Below are 17,339 nucleotides of genomic sequence, written 5' to 3'. Positions count from 1 at the left end.
AAATTAAAAGCCAACATTTAAGCCCAATGTGTAAGTTCTAGGTCTTGGATATAAGTTATAATCGATACCTGTAGTAATTTCTGGATCCAGTCCTTTGTATTTAGTCAGCACAAACACATTCTGCACATTTGCCGATATGCGAAGGGTAGTATTTCCATTTTTAGAGATTTTACCTGCATCAAATGCCAATCCCAAATTGTCCATTTTCAGGAAGGATGCATTTTTCATGTAGTAATCACTTAGGTATTCATTGTTGCTGAAATTGGTTTTATACACATCCACATTGGCATTGTTGATCAATCCACTTGGGCTTAGGATATTGCTCCTCACGCCGAAGTTAGAAGATACGTTATCATACACGTAGTTGCCGATATTGGCTCTCAATACCGTGCTCAACGTCCATTTTTTGTAGCTAAAAGCAGAGTTAAAGCCAAAAGTGAATTTTGGATCCGGAGAATGGTAGAAATATTTATCGTTTGCATCTACTACGCCATTGCCGTCAAGATCAGCATATACCCCTTCTAAAGGCATTCCATTTGCATCGTAAACCTGTTTTCTCACGAAGAAAGATCCAGGAGCCTGGCCAATTGCATTGTACTTGATATTGTTACCAGTACCTCCGGTGATACCACCTGCATCAATCTTGAAATTAGGGTCAGAATCAAAAGTAAGGTTGGTGACTTCTCTTTTGTTGTAGGCCATATTAACGCCGATATCCCAGCTGGTATGCTCCGTTTTAACTACTGCCACGTTGATGCTGGCTTCTAAACCACGAACCTCCATATTACCCACATTGGTCAGCAAACGGTTGTTGTAATTTGTTCCTGAAGGAATATCTACAGTTGATAAAAGGTCTTTTGTTTTTTTGTAATATACATCTACACTACCGTAAACTCTGTTTTTAAAGAATCCATAGTCTAATCCTGCATTGTAAGTGGTAGTTGTTTCCCATTTCAAATCAGGCTCATAAGCTGATGGTGTATAGTAATCATAAAGGGTATCACCAATCTGATATTGTCCCTGGTTGGTATTCTTGAAATACTTAGCCATGTAATTATAGTTACCGATACCGTCTTTATTTCCGGTCTGGCCATAACTTAATCTGAATTTCAAATCGGAGAATACCTTGCTGTCTTTCATGAAATCTTCACCAATGGTTCTCCAGGTAAAACCTACAGAAGGGAAATATCCCCATCGGTGATCTTCTCCAAATCTGGAAGAACCATCTGCACGCATGGTAGCAGAAAGCACGTAATTTTCATCATAAGTATAGATCAAGCGACCATAGTAAGAATTCAGTTTCTCTCTTTCTACATTAAATGGAAATGGCGGTATTTTAGTGATGGTAGTACCGTCTCCTTTATATTCATTATAACTGTGACTGGTACTCGAATTATCGTAATAACCTAAACCTGCAGTCGCTTCTATCCTGCTTTTAATACCAGTCAGGTCTTTGGCATAGTTCAGGTAAAATTCCGTTACTTTATTATTTTGCTCATCTAAAGAACTGCCCTGAAAACCTTGGGTAGAGGCATTCTGTGCTGCATACGCTGGTACAAAGATTCTACCGTATCCCTTAGAAAGGTCATAACCAAGGTTTAAATTGGCATGTAATTCTGGAAGGAAGTGGAAAGAATAATCGAACCTCGCATTACCGAAACTTCTTTCGGTCTTACCAACATTGTTGCGTAAGCGTGCTAAAGCAACCGGGTTACGAGGTGCATTTGGATTGGGCACACCGCCTTTGATCCATTCGAAATAATTGCCATACTGGTTATCTGCATTCACTGACTGCGTTGGATCAAACTGAATGGCTGCAGCTCTTGCGGCCTCATTGGCAAATCTAGCTTCTGTTAAAGATCCTTTTAAACTCAGGTCAATTTTCAGGTGATCTGTAAACAATCTTGGCGAAATGCTGAATGAACCGGTTGCACGTTCAAATTTATCCGTGATCAGCAAACCTTGTTTGTCCAGATAACCTGCAGAAACACGGTAAGGTACATTTTTGAAAATACCACCAATGCTTAAGTTATTGTCGGTAGAAAAGGCATTTTTATAGATTTCATCCTGCCAGTCCGTATTGGCATTTCCCAATAAAGCTTTGTAGGTATGTGTCGGATCATCATCATAACTCTTATTCCCAAACTGGTTGACATAAGCACGAATCTGATCTGCAGAAAGTACATCTACTTTTTTAGCCACCGTTTCATAAGAGTTATTGGTATTGAAATTAATCACGGGATCTACAGAGCTTCCTTTTTTAGTGGTAATTAAAATAACGCCATTAGAGGCTCTTGAACCATAGATCGCAGTTGCGTTCGCATCTTTCAGGATGGTAAAGGTCTCAATGTCGTTCGGGTTGATCAGCGAAAGCGGGCTTGGCGCATTGCTCAGGGTGTTACCGCTAAATGGCACCCCATCAATCACTACTAGTGGATCATTACTGGCATTCAGGGAAGCCCCGCCACGAATACGGATGGTACTTCCTCCTCCTGGTTGTCCACCATTGGAAACGACATTCACACCGGCTACTTTACCTTGAATCAATTGATCTGGTGAAGTAATGGCTCCTTTTTGGAAATCTTTAGCACTCACCGTAGCGATGGATCCTGTTAAATCTTTCTTTTGCTGAGTACCATAACCAATCACAACCACCTCGTTTAAGTTCTGGGCGTCAGGTTTAATGGATAAGTTTAAAACGGTATTACCAGAGATCGTTACTTCCTGCGTTAAAGAAGTATAACCGATATAGCTGGCAATTACGGTTGCTGCACCGTTTGGCAATCCGCTCAGGCGGTATTTTCCAGCGGCGTCGGTAGTGGTGCTCTTATTGATACTTTTGATCTGGATAGATGCACCGGGAAGTGGCAGTCCGGTCTCATCTAATACTGTTCCAGTTAGTGAACTGGTTTGCGCCTGAGCTGTCAATGTTGCAAGAACAATGAACAGCAATAAACAAGGCTTCAGCAGGTAAAATACTTTCATATTTATAGCTCGTTTTTAGTGTAAATATTTGGTTAGTGTACAGTGTGAGTTATGCTCTTGGTAAATAAGCAAAGCGTAGCTGAGAAATCAAAATATTATATGTTATTTTTTTTTAACACCATATTTTATATCTGAAAAATCAAAAAATGAGATTAAAAATTTGTTTTTGTGTTTTCAAAAATCTAGCAGCATTAAATATTAAACCTTAATATTCAGAGCGTTATAAACAAAAATCAAGTTTCAATGTGTAATTTTTACACTTAGTTGTTTTTGGCCTGTTTTTCGGGAACGATACCGGGAACGTTCCCGACGTTTTCCACAGCTTTAGGAAAACTTGTGGAAAGGAAGAGGCAGAATTCTGCGTAAAATCATAAAACCTGGAAAAGTTTTTGAAAAAAACACCTGTTTTGGGAGGATAAAAAAGGCTGGTTTTTAGCGTTAAAAAAGCTGGCTTTACCTGCTGCAAAAACACCATAAAAAAGCCCTGATTTTCTGCGTAAAAAAGGGCGTTTTTTTGATCAGGGTAATGAGGTACAGCAGTCGTTATCCAGAAGTATTGCTTAAAACTAATCCCGCTCCGTAGAACGTCTTTTGATCAGCTTAGAATTGAGTACCACCTTTTGATTTGGGTTTACCTCTATCGGATCTTCCAGCATCCTAAACAAAAGGTTCGCGGCTTCAATTCCTATTTTAGTAGCGGGTTGTGTAATCGTAGTTAAAGAAGGATTCAATAAAGGTGCGATCTCCAGACTAGAGAAACCAATCACCATCAATTCTTCAGGTATAGAGATTTTCAGGTCATAACAGGCGTAGTAAGTGGCAAAAGCCAGTCGTTCTACAGAAGTAAAGATCCCATCAGGTTTAACATCCAGCAGCAATCGCTTTAAAATCAGGGAGTTTTTCGCGTAACTATTGGTACAGTCAACTACCAGACGATCATCAAAAGGAATTTCATGTTTCGCCAGGGCATCAATATAACCCTGCATCCTAAACTTACCTATGGATAAATTTTTATTGATCACCAGATAGGCAATCTTTTTACAGCCTTGTTTGATGAGGTGTTCTGTGGCTGAAAAACTACTGTCGTAATCATTGGTAATTACCCTTGGTGTAATGATGTCCTCATAAACCCGGTCGAAAAACACCAAAGGCAGGCGCTCCTGACTCAATTCATTCAGGTACGTATGGTCATTTGCTTCGCCAGAAACCGACATGATGATCCCATCAGCTCTGCCATTGTGTAAATGTCGGATGAAGGAAACTTCTTTCTCATAATCATCATCGGTGGCATAGATTAAAATATGATACCCCCTCCCTCTCGCAATTTTTTCAATGCCATGAATGGCCTGGGAGAAAAAATTATTCGCCAGCTCCGGAACAATTACCGCAATCGTTTTACTTTTCTGTTCCCTCAGGTTACTTGCATAGTGATTCGGCTGATAGTTTAACTCCTTTGCCTTCGTCAGGATTTTCTCCTTCGTTTCCTTGCTGATGTCACTGTTGTCTCTGAAAGCCCTGGAAACCGTTGAAGTAGATAAATTCAGGGCTTTAGCTAATTGCTTGATATTGATGCGCTCCATCTATTGCCAAAAACAGTTGATATATAACCATTAATTTAGGGTAAATATAGATGAAAATCTAAACTGCTCGCAGTTTCGTAACTAAATAATAATATAGGAAATAAACATCCTGGTATTAATTGTGCTACATTAGCTAAAAATAGAGAGAGATTAAGCCATACATTAAGTACGGACAAAATAATTTATGGCGAGAAAAATAAAGTTTACAAACACCAATAAATCAACATTTTACACTACAGTACGAAAACGAGTTGATGCTTATTTTATAGCAAATAACACCACCAGTTATGCCAATCCGGCAATGTGGTTCAAAGTTTTTTTCTTTCTCAGCGGCTTAACGGGCATCTATCTGCTCTTGTTAATGGGTAATTTCAGCGCGCCTGTGATGTTACTACTGGCCATTATGCTGGGCGTATTTGGTGCCTTCGTTGGTTTTAACGTTTGCCATGATGCCATCCACAAAGCACTATCTCCTTACCCTGCAGTAAATAAAATTTTCAGCTTTATATTTAATTTGCTGGGTGCGAGTCCTTATGTCTGGAACATTACCCATAATATTGTGCACCATACCTATACGAATATTGCAGGTCATGATGAGGATATTGATGTGGCGCCAGGACTCATCCGCTTTTCCAACTCAGAAACGGTCAACAAGGTACAGCAATACCAGCATTTTTATGCATTTGCGCTATACAGCCTGGCCATGCTTTCCTGGGTATTCAGGAAAGATTACAAGAAATTCTTTCAGAAAAAAGTAGGCGAGCATGTATTGAGCCATCCTAAAATCGAATACTTCAACCTATTTTTTTATAAAGCCATTTATTACTTCCTGTTTATTGTACTGCCCTTATTGGTGATGAACATTACCTGGTGGCAATTTATCATTGGTTTTCTGGTGATGCAATTTGCACAGGGATTGGTATTAGGCCTGGTATTCCAGCTGGCACACGTGGTAGAGTCTACAGAATTTCCCATGCCTAATGAAGATGGTAACATTGAAGAGGCCTGGGCAGCACACCAATTGCAGACTACAGCCAACTTTGCCGTAAACAGTTCCCTGGCAGCTTTCTTATGCGGCGGTTTAAACAGACAGGTAGAACACCATTTATTTCCTAAAATCTGTCACATCCATTACCCTGCCATCAGCAAAATCGTAAAAGAAACCGCAGCAGAGTATGATTTGCCATATAATGAATGTATTACTTTCAGCGATGCTTTAAAATCTCATTACAAGATGCTAAAGAAACTGGGAAAAGAAACTTATCAGACAGACCGCTATGTGAATAGGGAAGTGATTCCTTTTCCTGCGCCAGTATTCCTGGCTTCGGAGCCTGTAGTGATTCGCCGCTAACCAATTTAATGGCACCTGCGCAGAACGCTGCAAACTAAGGTATCAGTAAGTTCGGATAATCAGAGATGATGCCATCTACCTTTAAATCTTTCAGCCTTTGAATATCTGCCGCCGAATTTACCGTCCATGGAATCACTTTAATCCCTTGATCATGGCATTTTTTAACCAATTCGGCATTTACCATTTGGTGTACCGGACTCAGGATAAAAGGAGAAAAGCCCAGATCAGCTATATTTTCTTCAAAGCTTTTTGTATTCGCAACCAGATAAGAAGTCCTGACTTCCGGATACTTTTTATTTAACACCTGTAATGTTCGCTTGTCAAAAGACTGGATCACCACAAATGGAGTAATTCCTTTCTGCTCTATCACGGCCATCAGCAGTTTTACAAAGGTTTCAGGGTCTGGATTCAATACCCCATCCCCTTCTGGCGCGCATTTAGTTTCTATATTATAGAACATCTGCTTTTTGCACTTATCTTTTAAGTACAGCTGTACGGAGTCTATCAATTCTTCCAGGCGGGGGATATATGTTTTGATTTTTTCCTGCTGAGGAAATGCAGGGTAATATTTTGAGCCCAGGTCAAAGCCTTTCAATTCCGCATAGGTCATTTGATACACCGGATATTTTTTAGCATCCTCTGGTAGCAGGTCTTTACCATTTGGATCCAGCATAAAAGCCGGACTTAAATAATCATCATGCGTCACCACTACTGCTCCATCTTTAGTGAGGTGTGTATCCATTTCCAAGGTGGTGATGCCCAAGTCTATTGCCTTTTTCATCGCAATAATGGTGTTTTCTGGCATCAATCCGCGGGCACCGCGATGGCCTTCCATACTAAAAGCAGGGAATTTTGCTGCTGAGCTTGCTTTCAGCTGTGCCATCAGCTTTAGCGGAGCCCATCCGATCATAGCGGCACATACCAATAAGGGAGTAATTTTCATGGTTTTCAATTTACGGTGATCAATATCGCTATGCTATGCAAGTTCATTTCCAGGATACCTCTCATTTCAAATATCTTCTTATTACTATTAACCAAATATTATGGATCTATTAACTTAAAACACTATAAATCCCATCAGAAAGTCTGGTTTAACGGTAAAAATAGAAGGCAATACCAGCACTGGACAACAAAATGAAAGCTCAAAACAGGACCAGCCAAAAACATAGCCGAATAATTTATTATTTCCTTTAATTTTGTTGCATCTTTAATTTCAATCCTCAAAATCCGTACAAAAAGGCCAAAAAATGATCAACATAGCAGAAAGACACCAATTCATTCTCCATAGGATTCAAGCAGAGGGATCTGTAGATGTTCAGATTTTATGTAAGGAGCTGGATGTTTCTTCTGTGACCATTCGTAAGGACCTGAAACTACTCGAAGACAAAAAGTTACTTTTCAGAACGCATGGTGGTGCCACCTTAAATAACCCTTACACGGTAGACCGTCCGGTAAATGAAAAAGAGCAGTTACAATCTGCTGAAAAACTAAGCATAGCCGCAGCGGCAGCAATATTGCTCAAAGACAATGACTCTATTATCATTGCTTCCGGCACTACCGTACTCGCATTGGCCAGAGCGATCAAACCTAAAGGCAATCTTACCGTGATCACTTCCGCATTAAATGTTGCTTTAGAGCTGATCCGTCACGACCATATCGACGTGATCCAATTGGGAGGACTTTTGAGAAAAAGCTCAGCCTCTGTGACCGGTCCATATTCAGACCATATCCTGAGCAACATCTTTTGCAGCAAACTATTTCTGGGTGTAGATGGGATTGATTTAGATTTCGGCCTGACTACGACCAATGCTTCGGAAGCGCAGCTGAACAAGCAGATGATTGATGCCTCGCAAAAAGTGATCGTGCTGGCTGATTCCACAAAATTCGGAAAAAGAGGATTCGGAAAAATCTGCGGCATAGAAGAAGTAGATCACATCATTACCGATAGCGGCATTTCCCCACAGATATTACAGCAATTAGAAAGTCTGGGCATCGAAGTGACCATCGTTTAATATAGCAGAAACTTCATCCCCTGTTAATATTACGATTGATATTTTTGAATTATATCATCTATAATATGAACAACTTTTTCAAAGTCTTTAGTCCTAAGGATAAAAAATTCCAGCCGCTGTTTGAACAATGCGGCGGGAACCTCGTCCGGCTGTCGGAAACCTTACTACTTACTTTCAGCACCACAGATCTGGAAGAACGCAAGGTACACCTCAAGGAAATTGAGCGCATGGAACATACCGGCGAACAGATCCGTACCAAAGTATTCCTGAGCCTCAGCAAAAGTATGATTACTCCCTTCAGCAGGGAAGACATTCATGCTTTGATCAGCTCTTTGTATGCCATTGCAGATTACATGCATACTGCAGCCATTAATGTAGACCTCTATCAGGTAACCGAACTCAATAAGCCGATGATCCGCATGGCGCAGCTGCTGATTGACATGTGCCGCGACCTGGAGATTGCCCTCAAAGAGCTCCGTACCTTCAAAAATACCGGACTGATCAGTGATGTTTGTCTGCGAATCTATAAAGGCGAAGGCCAGGCAGATGCCGTATGTAACCAAGCCATCGCTTTTTTATTCCAATCCGGCATCAGTCCAATCGAGCTGATTAAACAGAAAGAAATCCTGCAAATTCTAGAGATGGCAGCTGATAAATGTGATGATGTGGCTAATGTGCTGGAAAGCATCCTCGTAAAAAATTCTTAGGGTCCTATTGTAGTTTCCATAATTAATACTTTACTTTGTAACACAAAGTACTTTTATGGAAAAGCAAGAAATCTATTCTGAACTCCATTCTATCAGAAACCTGATGGAACGTTCTGCAAAATTCATCTCCCTAAGCGGATTGTCAGGAATTTTAGCTGGAGTTTATGCCTTGATTGGTGCAGGTATCTCCTATTCACTGGTGTACGGGCAAACCATGGACATGGATTACCGGAAGCATTTTGTGAATGAGCCCGACCTGTTATGGAATTTATTTTTTATTGCTGTGGCTGTATTGCTGCTTTCCATAGGTACCGGAATTTTCCTCACGCTGAGAAAAGCAGGGAAGCACCAGCAGAAAGTATGGAACCCCATCAGCAAAAAACTGCTGTTCAGTATGTTGGTCCCTTTACTTACCGGAGGTGCACTGATTTTAATCTTATTTTTTAGAGGATACTATGGCGTCATCGCCCCTACTTGTCTGATATTTTACGGTCTGGCGCTCGTTGCTGCCAGCAATTATACGTTCGAAGATGTAAAATGGCTTGGCTTATTGGAGCTGATTCTTGGTATATTTGCCGCTTTACTGCCTGGATATGGGCTGATCTTCTGGACCATTGGTTTCGGAGTACTCCATATCATATACGGTATGATCATGCATTTTAAATACGACAAGTGAAAAGCACACTAGCAAATTTTGATAAAGCCTTTGAAAACCGGGTTCGCCTGCAGATCATGAGCATTCTGGTAGCCAATGAAAATTACGACTTCAATTCCTTGAAAGAATTGCTGGAAGTAACCGATGGCAACCTGGCTTCCCATCTGAAAGCCCTCGAGAAAGAAGCGTATATCCATGTCTATAAATCCTTCTTGGGCAGAAAACCCAATACCAGTTATGCCGCTTCAGAAAAAGGAAGGATCGCCTTCCTGAAACACCTGCAATCCCTGGAAAATTTAATCAAACAACAGAAATCTTAATTTTTTTTACCCATCTACTTTGAAACACAAAGTACTTTTAAAAAACAAAAAATCATGGAAAACATTCAATTCCCTAAAGAAAAATCAACTTTCGCCCTCCTACAGGAATCAGTGGGTGCTAAACTCTTTTTAATCGCCGTATTGACGCTGCTGTTACTCATTCCTTCTTCCTGGCTGCAATACCTGATTCAGGAACGCCAGGGCAGACAAGACGAGGCCATCGAGGAAATCTCTGAGAAATGGTCGGGATCACAGCTGATCGAAAGCCCTATCCTGCAGCTTCCCTATAAAACATGGGTTAAAGCTTTAGATGTAAACGGGAAATCGATCATGAAAGAAAGTTTCAATACCATTTACCTGCTGCCTGAAAGCCTGGACATACAAAGTGACGTAAAACCTGAAATCCTACACCGGGGTATATTTGATGCCGTCGTGTACCATGCCAAGGTCCGACTAAATGGTAAATTCAGTGAACTGGAATTAAAGAAATCGGGGATCAACCCTGAGCTAATTTTATGGGATAAAGCGAAAATAGTAGCTGGAATCAGCGACTTTAAAGGTTTAAAAAGCAGCCCCCTTATTAAAGTATCAGGCCAGGCCTATACTGCAGAACCAGACTTTGCGCCAGAAAACCTATTGGTTAACAACCTGGGTGTACAAATCGACCTTTCGGCTACAAAACGTTCCGATATCCTGTTTAATTATGAACTAGACCTGCGGGGTAGTGAAGCATTGAATTTCCTTCACCTGGGTAAAAATAGCACCATCAAAGTAAATGGCGACTGGAACAATCCAAGTTTTACAGGCGCTTTTCTGCCAGAAAACAGAAACATCACAGAGAAACAGTTCAGCAGCACCTGGAAAATGTCGAATTTCAACAGGCCCTTCCCCCAGCAATGGCTTGGCGGACAAGCGGTGCTGACAGCACAAAACAAAATAAAAGCGACTTTTGGAGTTAAGTTTTTATTACCGGTAGATCAGTATCAGAAAACGATGCGCTCTGCAAAATATGCCATTTTGATCATCCTATTGAGTTTCATCTCCCTTTTCTTTATCGAATCACTCAATAAAGTGAAAGTAAACCTATTGCAATATGTATTAATCGGCGCCGCTATGATCATCTATTACACCCTGCTGCTGTCCTTCACGGAACAGGTTGGTTTTGGAGCCGCTTATTTCATCGCCTCCCTGGCCACCGTGATCCTGGTGAGTACATTTATCGGGGCCTTCCTCAGAAATAAAAAGGCAGCAACTATTTTTGCCATCATCCTCAGTATATTTTACGGTTTTATCTATGTGATTATCCAACTGCAGGATCTGGCACTACTTTTCGGTAGTATCGGCTTGTTCATTACTGTAGCTTGTCTGATGTATTTCTCAGTTAAGATCAACTGGACTAAAGCGGAAGAGCAGATTGCTCAACCTTAAAAAGGTATTTGTAGTCCTTTGTCGATGGATCTATTGCTGATATAAAATCAGCCTACCTATTTTTCAGATCAGCATTCTTTTGAAAGGAATGCTGATCTATTGGACTGACCAATCCATTCGATTAGATTACCACTTCCATTCACCGGCAATTTTCAAAGGCATTTCCAGATCATGGTCTTGAAGAAACTTTTTCAAGACCTCATCTGATTGTCTGCTCACGGGAATGTTTGGCGTATTGGCCAGGGCATAAGCCAGCATGGCACTAAATCTCACCGTATTTCTCAATTCCTGATCATCTACCAGGGAGAATACATCCCCATCAGAATGGTAAAAAGGGCCCGAATTATTCGGCAGTACTTCTCCAGCGCCCCCACCTGTTGGGATTCCTTCCAATAAGAAAGGCTGGTGATCACTGTGCAAGCCTGCACCTGCATAAAATATATTTTTAAACCCAGTATCCAGCTGATTGATGTCGCTGCCCCAGGCAGTAAACAAATCTTTCATTTCTTTTCTGCTGGTCGAAAATCCTTTAGGATTATTGGCCATATCATAGTTCAGCATGAACCTTACCTTATCCAGTGTATTTTGTTTTTGCTCCGCAGCAATGTAAGCTTTTGAACCTAACAAGCCTTGTTCTTCTCCCATGAACAACACAAATTCAAGTGTACGCGCCGTCTTTAAGTTTAATTTTTTGAGCGTTCGTGCCATATCAATGATGGCGAAAGAACCAATCCCATTGTCGATGGCTCCCGTTGCCAGATCCCAGCTGTCCAAATGACCACCCACAACAATCTTTTCGGCAGGCAATGTGCTCCCTTTTAATGTGGCAATGACATTCCTCGCTTTGATCAGACCAGAGAAGTTGTTCATATTTAAGCTGGCATATTGCTGCTTATTCTTTAAGGTTTCTTTTAAAGCCATCCCATCTTCCAAACCGATGCAAAGCGCAGGGATTGGAATCAGTTTTCCGGTAACCGAAGCCGTTCCAGTCAGCAATACCCCTCCTTTTACCCCATTAATCAGGATAATTCCTGTGGCGCCATGCTGAATGGCAATCGCTGCTTTTTCTGATCGGTGCAGGTAAGGTGTTTTTTCAGGAGAGCCCGGAAGTACACCCAGATAAACCAGGGCTATTTTACCTTTTACCTTCCCGCCGTCCTTGGTATAATCAGCCTCCAGGCCATTCCCCAAGTCGATCAGCTCCCCAAAAACACTGGCTTTTACCGGCGAATGTGCCAAAGTAACTGAGTTTACTTTTTTCAATTCCTTTTCCGAATCCCCGATTTTGGTCTCATTGCTGATCCTGCTCCAACTTTCCACTTCAAAAGGCTGGTATTTTACACCATAACCATAGGATTTCAGCAATTGATAGACATAAGCCTCTGCTTTTGCGCCATTTGCTGACCCGGTTAAGCGGTGACCAATATTTTCCGTAGCGTATTTCAGGTTATCATAAGCCTTGGAATTGGCTTGCACTTCCGTATTTATTTGCTGGAAAACAGGACCAAAATTATCCGGAACCCTCATTTGCGAAGATATTCCTGTGCTGACTGTTGCCTGTACAGGAGTTGGCGCGGTAGTTTGGGCCTCCGCAGTAACTGCAGCAGCACAAATCAATAGACTAAAAAAAGCTTTCATAAAGGGTAAATTTCAATGAAAATAAGAATTTTGGCCCTACAAGTTCTACCTATGGGTCATTTTATTTGCAACAAATTTATAGCAGGTTTATAGCAGGGGATTATTTCTTGCGTTCTGTAGTATAACGAACCAGCTGTTCCAGACCTGTTCTGGCATCACCAGGTTCGAAAGTGTAGAGAATATCGAACGCTTCCTGCTGGTATTGTACCATCTTTTCATGCGCATAGCGAACGCCTTCTTTGGCATTCACAAAATCGATGATCTGCTGGATCTTAGCGGGCTCATCCTGGTGATTTTTCACCAGATTGATCATTTTCTTTTTCTCTGCTTTATCAGAACGGTTGAGGGCATAGATCAAAGGTAAAGTCACCTTTTTCTCTTTAATATCAATGCCTAAAGGCTTTCCAACATCATCCGTACCAAAATCGAAAGTATCGTCTTTAATCTGGAAAGCGATACCGACCTTTTCGCCGAACAGCCTCATTTTTTCAATGGTTTCTTCATCGGCACCTGCAGAAGCAGCACCACAAGCGCAGCAGGAAGCAATTAGAGAAGCGGTTTTCTGACGGATCACATCGAAATATAATTCTTCGGAAATGTCCATCTTACGTACCTTTTCAATTTGCAGCAGCTCCCCTTCACTCATCTGCTTTACCGCTTCAGAAACGATTTGCAGCAAGCGGAATTCGCCGTTATTCACAGAAAGCAGCAATCCTTTGGCCAGTAAATAATCGCCTACCAATACGGCAATCTTATTTTTCCAAAGGGCATTGATGGAGAAAAAACCTCTACGCTCATAAGCATTGTCTACCACATCATCATGAACCAGTGTTGCAGTATGTAAAAGTTCCACTAAAGCGGCACCTCTATGTGTAGATTCAATGATTCCACCGCAAAGTTTTGCCGCAAAGAAGACGAACATCGGACGAATTTGTTTACCCTTTCTTTTAACAATATAATGGGTAATTCTATCCAGTAATGGTGCGTCACTGTGCATGGAGGCCTTGAACTTTTCTTCGAAGGCAGCGATGTCGGCGGCTATAGGTAGTTTTATCTGATTTATTCCCGGCATTCAGGTGAAAAAATATGTGTGCAAACATAAATTAAATATCTTTAAAAGCGTACTTTTAGTAAAAAGTTTAAAGTGAAAAATACATTCAAAGTACTTATCGCCGTTATTTTAGTCGCTCTCGTGGTATATTTTATGGGGCCAAGACCCGCACCGCCACAATACAGCGCTCAGCTTCCTGTTGTTCCTCAACTTCCAGAGCTTGAAAATTATGTGAAATCTATCGAGTCCAGGCACAAGATCAAGCCGGGTAATGAGGCGGAGATTGTATGGGCCGATTCTGCGAACAAACAGCAGTCGGAATATTCAGTGGTGTACTTGCATGGCTATACCGCCTCAAAGGAGGAGGGAAATCCTGTGCATACCCACCTGGCGAAAGAGATTCATGCCAATTTATACCTGGCCAGACTAGCGGATCACGGAATAGACACCGTTTCGGCCATGGAATATTATACGCCAGACCGGGCTTGGGAAAGCGCCAAACAAGCTTTAGAAATCGGCAGAAGATTAGGAAAGAAAGTGATTTTAATGGGCACTTCTACCGGCGGTACACTGGCTTTAAAACTGGCTGCTACTTATCCTAAAGAGGTATACAGCTTGATGCTCCTATCGCCAAACATAGAGATCAACGAGAAATTTGCCTTCTTACTCAACAATCCATGGGGATTGCAGATTGCGCGCCTGAATTTTGGCGGTAAAAAAGAAAGAGAAGTGGACGACAGCGATCCTAGGTATGCTAAATACTGGTACACTAAATACCGTTTGGAATCTGCGGTAGAGCTGCAGGAACTGGTAGAAACGACCATGAACAAGCAAACTTTTGAAAAAGTAACGCAGCCAACCCTGCTATTATATTATTACAAAAACGAGCAGGAACAAGATAAAACGGTTAAAGTATCTGCCGAATTGAAAATGTTTGATCAACTGGGAACCCCAGCTGCTATGAAAGTTAAAAAAGCAATTCCTAATGCCGGAGACCATGTTGTAGGTTCCTATATTACCTCTAAAGACATCCCATCTGTATTACAGGCAGTGGATGATTTCCTGAAGGATATCTTGAAGATTCCAGTAGCTGAAAAAGCTGCGGCACAACCTTAATGGTTTAATATTAAAGGCTGAATTAAAGCGCTGTATACCTTGCTGAGCAAGAAATACAGCGTTTTCTTATTTTACAGTATTGCCTTTTCCTCTGCCGCGATATGTGCAAAGATTTGTTCGGCATGGACCCTGCTATTTTCGATATACCATTTGTGGGTATCCATTCCTCCGCAGACTACACCCGCAAGGTATAGACCTGGCAGATTGCTTTCCATTGTTTCTTCATTATAGAATGGCTGCGTACCATACCCCATCTCCACACCCAGGTTTTTGAGCATGGCAAAATCAGGATGATAACCGGTCATCGCAATCACAAAGTCATTGTCGATGGTATGCTCCCCTTCCGGAGTTTTGATGGTTACTTTTCCATCTTCAATGCAGGTCACTTCCGAATGGTAATGGGCGGTGATTTCGCCTTCTTTGATCCTATTTTCTATATCCGGGCGCACCCAATATTTTACATAAGAACCGATCTCGCCGCTGCGAATCACCAAAGTTACTTTGGCACCTTTGCGGTAAGTCTCCAGTGCGGCATCAATGGCTGAATTATTGGCTCCGATCACCACTACATTTTGAAAAGCATACAAATGCGGATCTTTATAGTAATGGGTCACTTTTGGCAAAGATTCGCCGGGAATATTCATCATTAGTGGAATGTCATAGAATCCAGTAGCGATGATCACTTTTTTAGCTGTATAATTTTTTTTTGAAGTGCTGATCTGAAATACACCATTAGCCGCTTTCTGCACCTGTTCCACCTTTTCAAAAAGATGAATATTTAAAGAGAACTTTTCCTTGACTCTCCTATAATATTCTACGGCTTCATTGCGGTTGGGTTTAGGATGGATGCTCACAAAAGGAACATCCCCGATTTCCAGGCGCTGAGAAGTAGAAAAGAAAGTCATGAACACCGGATAATTGAACAGGCTATTCACCAATGCTCCTTTTTCTACGATGACATAGGTCAGTCCGGCTTTTTTAGCTTCAATCGCACAGGCCATACCAATCGGACCGGCACCAATAATCAGTACATCGTAATTGTTCATTTTATCCGTTTTAATGATGGATTAAGCGTTCATCTGTTTGGAAGGACAGGCAAAATCCGTACGTTTCAATCCTGTAGTTTTGATGGCAGCATACCCACCGGCAACATCAATCACATTTTCCAGCCCACGGGCTTTAAGAATAGATGCGGCTACCATAGAACGGTAACCACCGGCACAGTGGATGTAATAAGTTGCTTTAGGATCGATCTCATGCGTCCAGTCGTTGATGTAATCCAAAGGTCGCGTTAAAGTTTGCTCCAGGTGCTCTGCTTCATACTCTCCTGGTTTTCTTACATCCAGGGCATTCACATTTTCATTATTATTCAATACCGTTTCAAATTCCGCAGCAGAAATAGTAGTAATGGTCTCCAGGTCTTTTCCTGAGGCTGCCCACAGGCTGAGGCCATCCATTAAAAATCCAATGGTATTGTCGTAGCCAACTCTGGAAAGACGCATAATCGCTTCTTCTTCTTTTCCCGGTTCACACACCAATAGCAAAGGTTGCTTCAGATCGGTAATTAAAGCACCTACCCAAGGGGCAAACTGACCATTTAACCCGATGTTCACCGAAGAAGGAATAAAGCCCTTAGCGAAGATCTGAGGATCTCTGGTATCCAGAATCAGGGCAGCGGTACGGTTTGCCATCGTTTCAAATTCGTCTGGCGTTAAAGGTATCAATCCTTTCTCGCAAACTTCTTCAAAGCTTTCGTAACCATGTTTATTCATGGCGGCATTTTTAGCAAAATATTGAGGGGGAGGTAAAAGTCCTGCCGTAACCTCCTGTATAAATTGTTCTTTTGAACTTGCTTTTAAAGCGTAGTTGACCTCTTTCTGATGTCCTAAAGTATCGAAAGTTTCCTTGCTCATGTTTTTTCCGCAGGCAGAACCGGCACCATGTGCAGGATAAACCAATACATCATCGGGAAGGGTCAAAATTTTATCGTGCAGGGAATCGTATAGGGTGGCGGCCATATCTTCCATGGTCAGCTCCCCTTTCTGCGCCAAATCCGGACGGCCAACATCACCAATAAACAGGGTGTCACCAGAAAAAATGCAATGTGCTTTACCTTGTTCATCTGTCAACAGATAAGTGGTAGATTCCGGCGTGTGCCCCGGTGTATGCAGGGTAGTCATCGTGACTGCACCAATTTTAAATTGCTGCCCATCTTCTGCGATCAGTGATTTGAAAGTCGTTTGAGCGGTTGGGCCATACACAATTTCCGCACCGGATTTTTCTGCCAGGTCTACATGTCCCGACACAAAATCAGCATGAAAATGAGTTTCGAAAATATACTTAATCGTTGCATTATCTTTCTCCGCACGTTTAAGATAGGGATCTATCTCACGTAGGGGATCAATAATTGCCGCTTCACCATTACTTTCTATGTAATAGGCTGCCTCTGCTAAACAACCTGTATATATCTGTTCTATTTTCATTTCAATTTGCTAT

At 41.6% G+C, this 17,339-nt stretch carries 14 protein-coding genes; 7 read left to right on the top strand and 7 right to left on the bottom strand.

The window, feature by feature from the left end:
• Positions 1–3 precede the first annotated feature (3 nt).
• On the bottom strand, positions 4–2,985 hold the full coding sequence (locus H9X96_RS08155; protein ID WP_187665820.1) for a SusC/RagA family TonB-linked outer membrane protein: 2,982 nt from the start codon (positions 2,983–2,985) through the stop codon (positions 4–6).
• A gap of 566 nt (positions 2,986–3,551) precedes the next feature.
• A complete protein-coding gene (locus H9X96_RS08150) occupies positions 3,552–4,565 on the bottom strand; it encodes a LacI family DNA-binding transcriptional regulator (RefSeq protein ID WP_187665819.1) in 1,014 nt (337 codons plus the stop codon).
• Between the two features lie 184 nt (positions 4,566–4,749).
• On the opposite strand from H9X96_RS08150, the gene H9X96_RS08145 reads away from it, so the two are divergent.
• Positions 4,750–5,916, top strand: a complete 1,167-nt coding sequence (locus tag H9X96_RS08145) for an acyl-CoA desaturase (RefSeq protein ID WP_187665818.1) — start codon at positions 4,750–4,752, stop codon at positions 5,914–5,916.
• Positions 5,917–5,950: 34 nt separating this feature from the next.
• Here H9X96_RS08145 and H9X96_RS08140 read toward each other — a convergent pair whose 3' ends face one another.
• Positions 5,951–6,859: a glycerophosphodiester phosphodiesterase gene (locus H9X96_RS08140; RefSeq protein ID WP_255431049.1), complete on the bottom strand. Its 909-nt coding sequence runs from the start codon at positions 6,857–6,859 to the stop codon at positions 5,951–5,953.
• Positions 6,860–7,163: 304 nt separating this feature from the next.
• Here H9X96_RS08140 and H9X96_RS08135 point away from each other — a divergent pair, with 304 nt between their 5' ends.
• The 5 genes from H9X96_RS08135 (at position 7,164) to creD (ending at position 11,038) form a co-directional block, all read left to right on the top strand.
• The gene (locus tag H9X96_RS08135) at positions 7,164–7,928 is read left to right on the top strand and encodes a DeoR/GlpR family DNA-binding transcription regulator (protein ID WP_187665817.1); all 765 of its coding nucleotides are present in this window, start codon (positions 7,164–7,166) and stop codon (positions 7,926–7,928) included.
• 65 nt (positions 7,929–7,993) lie between these two features.
• The gene (locus H9X96_RS08130) at positions 7,994–8,635 is read left to right on the top strand and encodes a DUF47 domain-containing protein (protein ID WP_187665816.1); all 642 of its coding nucleotides are present in this window, start codon (positions 7,994–7,996) and stop codon (positions 8,633–8,635) included.
• Between the two features lie 55 nt (positions 8,636–8,690).
• Positions 8,691–9,311, top strand: a complete 621-nt coding sequence (locus tag H9X96_RS08125) for a hypothetical protein (RefSeq protein WP_187665815.1) — start codon at positions 8,691–8,693, stop codon at positions 9,309–9,311.
• The gene (locus H9X96_RS08120) at positions 9,308–9,610 is read left to right on the top strand and encodes a transcriptional regulator (protein ID WP_187665814.1); all 303 of its coding nucleotides are present in this window, start codon (positions 9,308–9,310) and stop codon (positions 9,608–9,610) included. The genes H9X96_RS08125 and H9X96_RS08120 overlap by 4 nt, the downstream gene beginning before the upstream one ends.
• A 54-nt stretch (positions 9,611–9,664) precedes the next feature.
• A complete protein-coding gene (gene creD / locus H9X96_RS08115) occupies positions 9,665–11,038 on the top strand; it encodes a cell envelope integrity protein CreD (protein ID WP_187665813.1) in 1,374 nt (457 codons plus the stop codon).
• 126 nt (positions 11,039–11,164) lie between these two features.
• Here creD and H9X96_RS08110 read toward each other — a convergent pair whose 3' ends face one another.
• A complete protein-coding gene (locus tag H9X96_RS08110) occupies positions 11,165–12,676 on the bottom strand; it encodes a M28 family peptidase (protein ID WP_255431048.1) in 1,512 nt (503 codons plus the stop codon).
• 100 nt (positions 12,677–12,776) lie between these two features.
• The gene (locus H9X96_RS08105; protein WP_187665812.1) at positions 12,777–13,748 is read right to left on the bottom strand and encodes a polyprenyl synthetase family protein; all 972 of its coding nucleotides are present in this window, start codon (positions 13,746–13,748) and stop codon (positions 12,777–12,779) included.
• A 72-nt stretch (positions 13,749–13,820) separates the two neighbouring features.
• Between H9X96_RS08105 and H9X96_RS08100 the strand changes: the two genes are divergently transcribed.
• Complete coding sequence (locus H9X96_RS08100; protein ID WP_187665811.1) at positions 13,821–14,843, top strand: alpha/beta fold hydrolase; 1,023 nt, start codon at positions 13,821–13,823, stop codon at positions 14,841–14,843.
• A 71-nt stretch (positions 14,844–14,914) separates the two neighbouring features.
• Here H9X96_RS08100 and H9X96_RS08095 read toward each other — a convergent pair whose 3' ends face one another.
• The gene (locus H9X96_RS08095; RefSeq protein WP_187665810.1) at positions 14,915–15,889 is read right to left on the bottom strand and encodes a YpdA family putative bacillithiol disulfide reductase; all 975 of its coding nucleotides are present in this window, start codon (positions 15,887–15,889) and stop codon (positions 14,915–14,917) included.
• A 21-nt stretch (positions 15,890–15,910) separates the two neighbouring features.
• Positions 15,911–17,326 carry a rhodanese-like domain-containing protein gene (locus H9X96_RS08090; protein WP_187665809.1) on the bottom strand — a complete coding sequence of 472 codons (1,416 nt, stop codon included), beginning with the start codon at positions 17,324–17,326 and terminating at the stop codon, positions 15,911–15,913.
• Positions 17,327–17,339: the final 13 nt, after the last annotated feature.

This window comes from Pedobacter sp. N36a (assembly GCF_014472395.1).
Lineage (GTDB): Bacteria > Bacteroidota > Bacteroidia > Sphingobacteriales > Sphingobacteriaceae > Pedobacter.
This window is presented reverse-complemented; position numbering and strand designations above follow the sequence as displayed.

Bases quoted from the DNA above. Each gene is read 5' to 3' on its own strand.
- H9X96_RS08155 (WP_187665820.1), bottom strand. From the start codon at position 2,985: ATGAAAGTATTTTACCTGCTGAAGCCTTGTTTATTGCTGTTCATTGTT.
- H9X96_RS08150 (WP_187665819.1), bottom strand. From the start codon at position 4,565: ATGGAGCGCATCAATATCAAGCAATTAGCTAAAGCCCTGAATTTATCT.
- H9X96_RS08145 (WP_187665818.1), top strand. From the start codon at position 4,750: ATGGCGAGAAAAATAAAGTTTACAAACACCAATAAATCAACATTTTAC.
- H9X96_RS08140 (WP_255431049.1), bottom strand. From the start codon at position 6,859: ATGAAAATTACTCCCTTATTGGTATGTGCCGCTATGATCGGATGGGCT.
- H9X96_RS08135 (WP_187665817.1), top strand. From the start codon at position 7,164: ATGATCAACATAGCAGAAAGACACCAATTCATTCTCCATAGGATTCAA.
- H9X96_RS08130 (WP_187665816.1), top strand. From the start codon at position 7,994: ATGAACAACTTTTTCAAAGTCTTTAGTCCTAAGGATAAAAAATTCCAG.
- H9X96_RS08125 (WP_187665815.1), top strand. From the start codon at position 8,691: ATGGAAAAGCAAGAAATCTATTCTGAACTCCATTCTATCAGAAACCTG.
- creD (WP_187665813.1), top strand. From the start codon at position 9,665: ATGGAAAACATTCAATTCCCTAAAGAAAAATCAACTTTCGCCCTCCTA.
- H9X96_RS08110 (WP_255431048.1), bottom strand. From the start codon at position 12,676: ATGAAAGCTTTTTTTAGTCTATTGATTTGTGCTGCTGCAGTTACTGCG.
- H9X96_RS08105 (WP_187665812.1), bottom strand. From the start codon at position 13,748: ATGCCGGGAATAAATCAGATAAAACTACCTATAGCCGCCGACATCGCT.
- H9X96_RS08095 (WP_187665810.1), bottom strand. From the start codon at position 15,889: ATGAACAATTACGATGTACTGATTATTGGTGCCGGTCCGATTGGTATG.
- H9X96_RS08090 (WP_187665809.1), bottom strand. From the start codon at position 17,326: ATGAAAATAGAACAGATATATACAGGTTGTTTAGCAGAGGCAGCCTAT.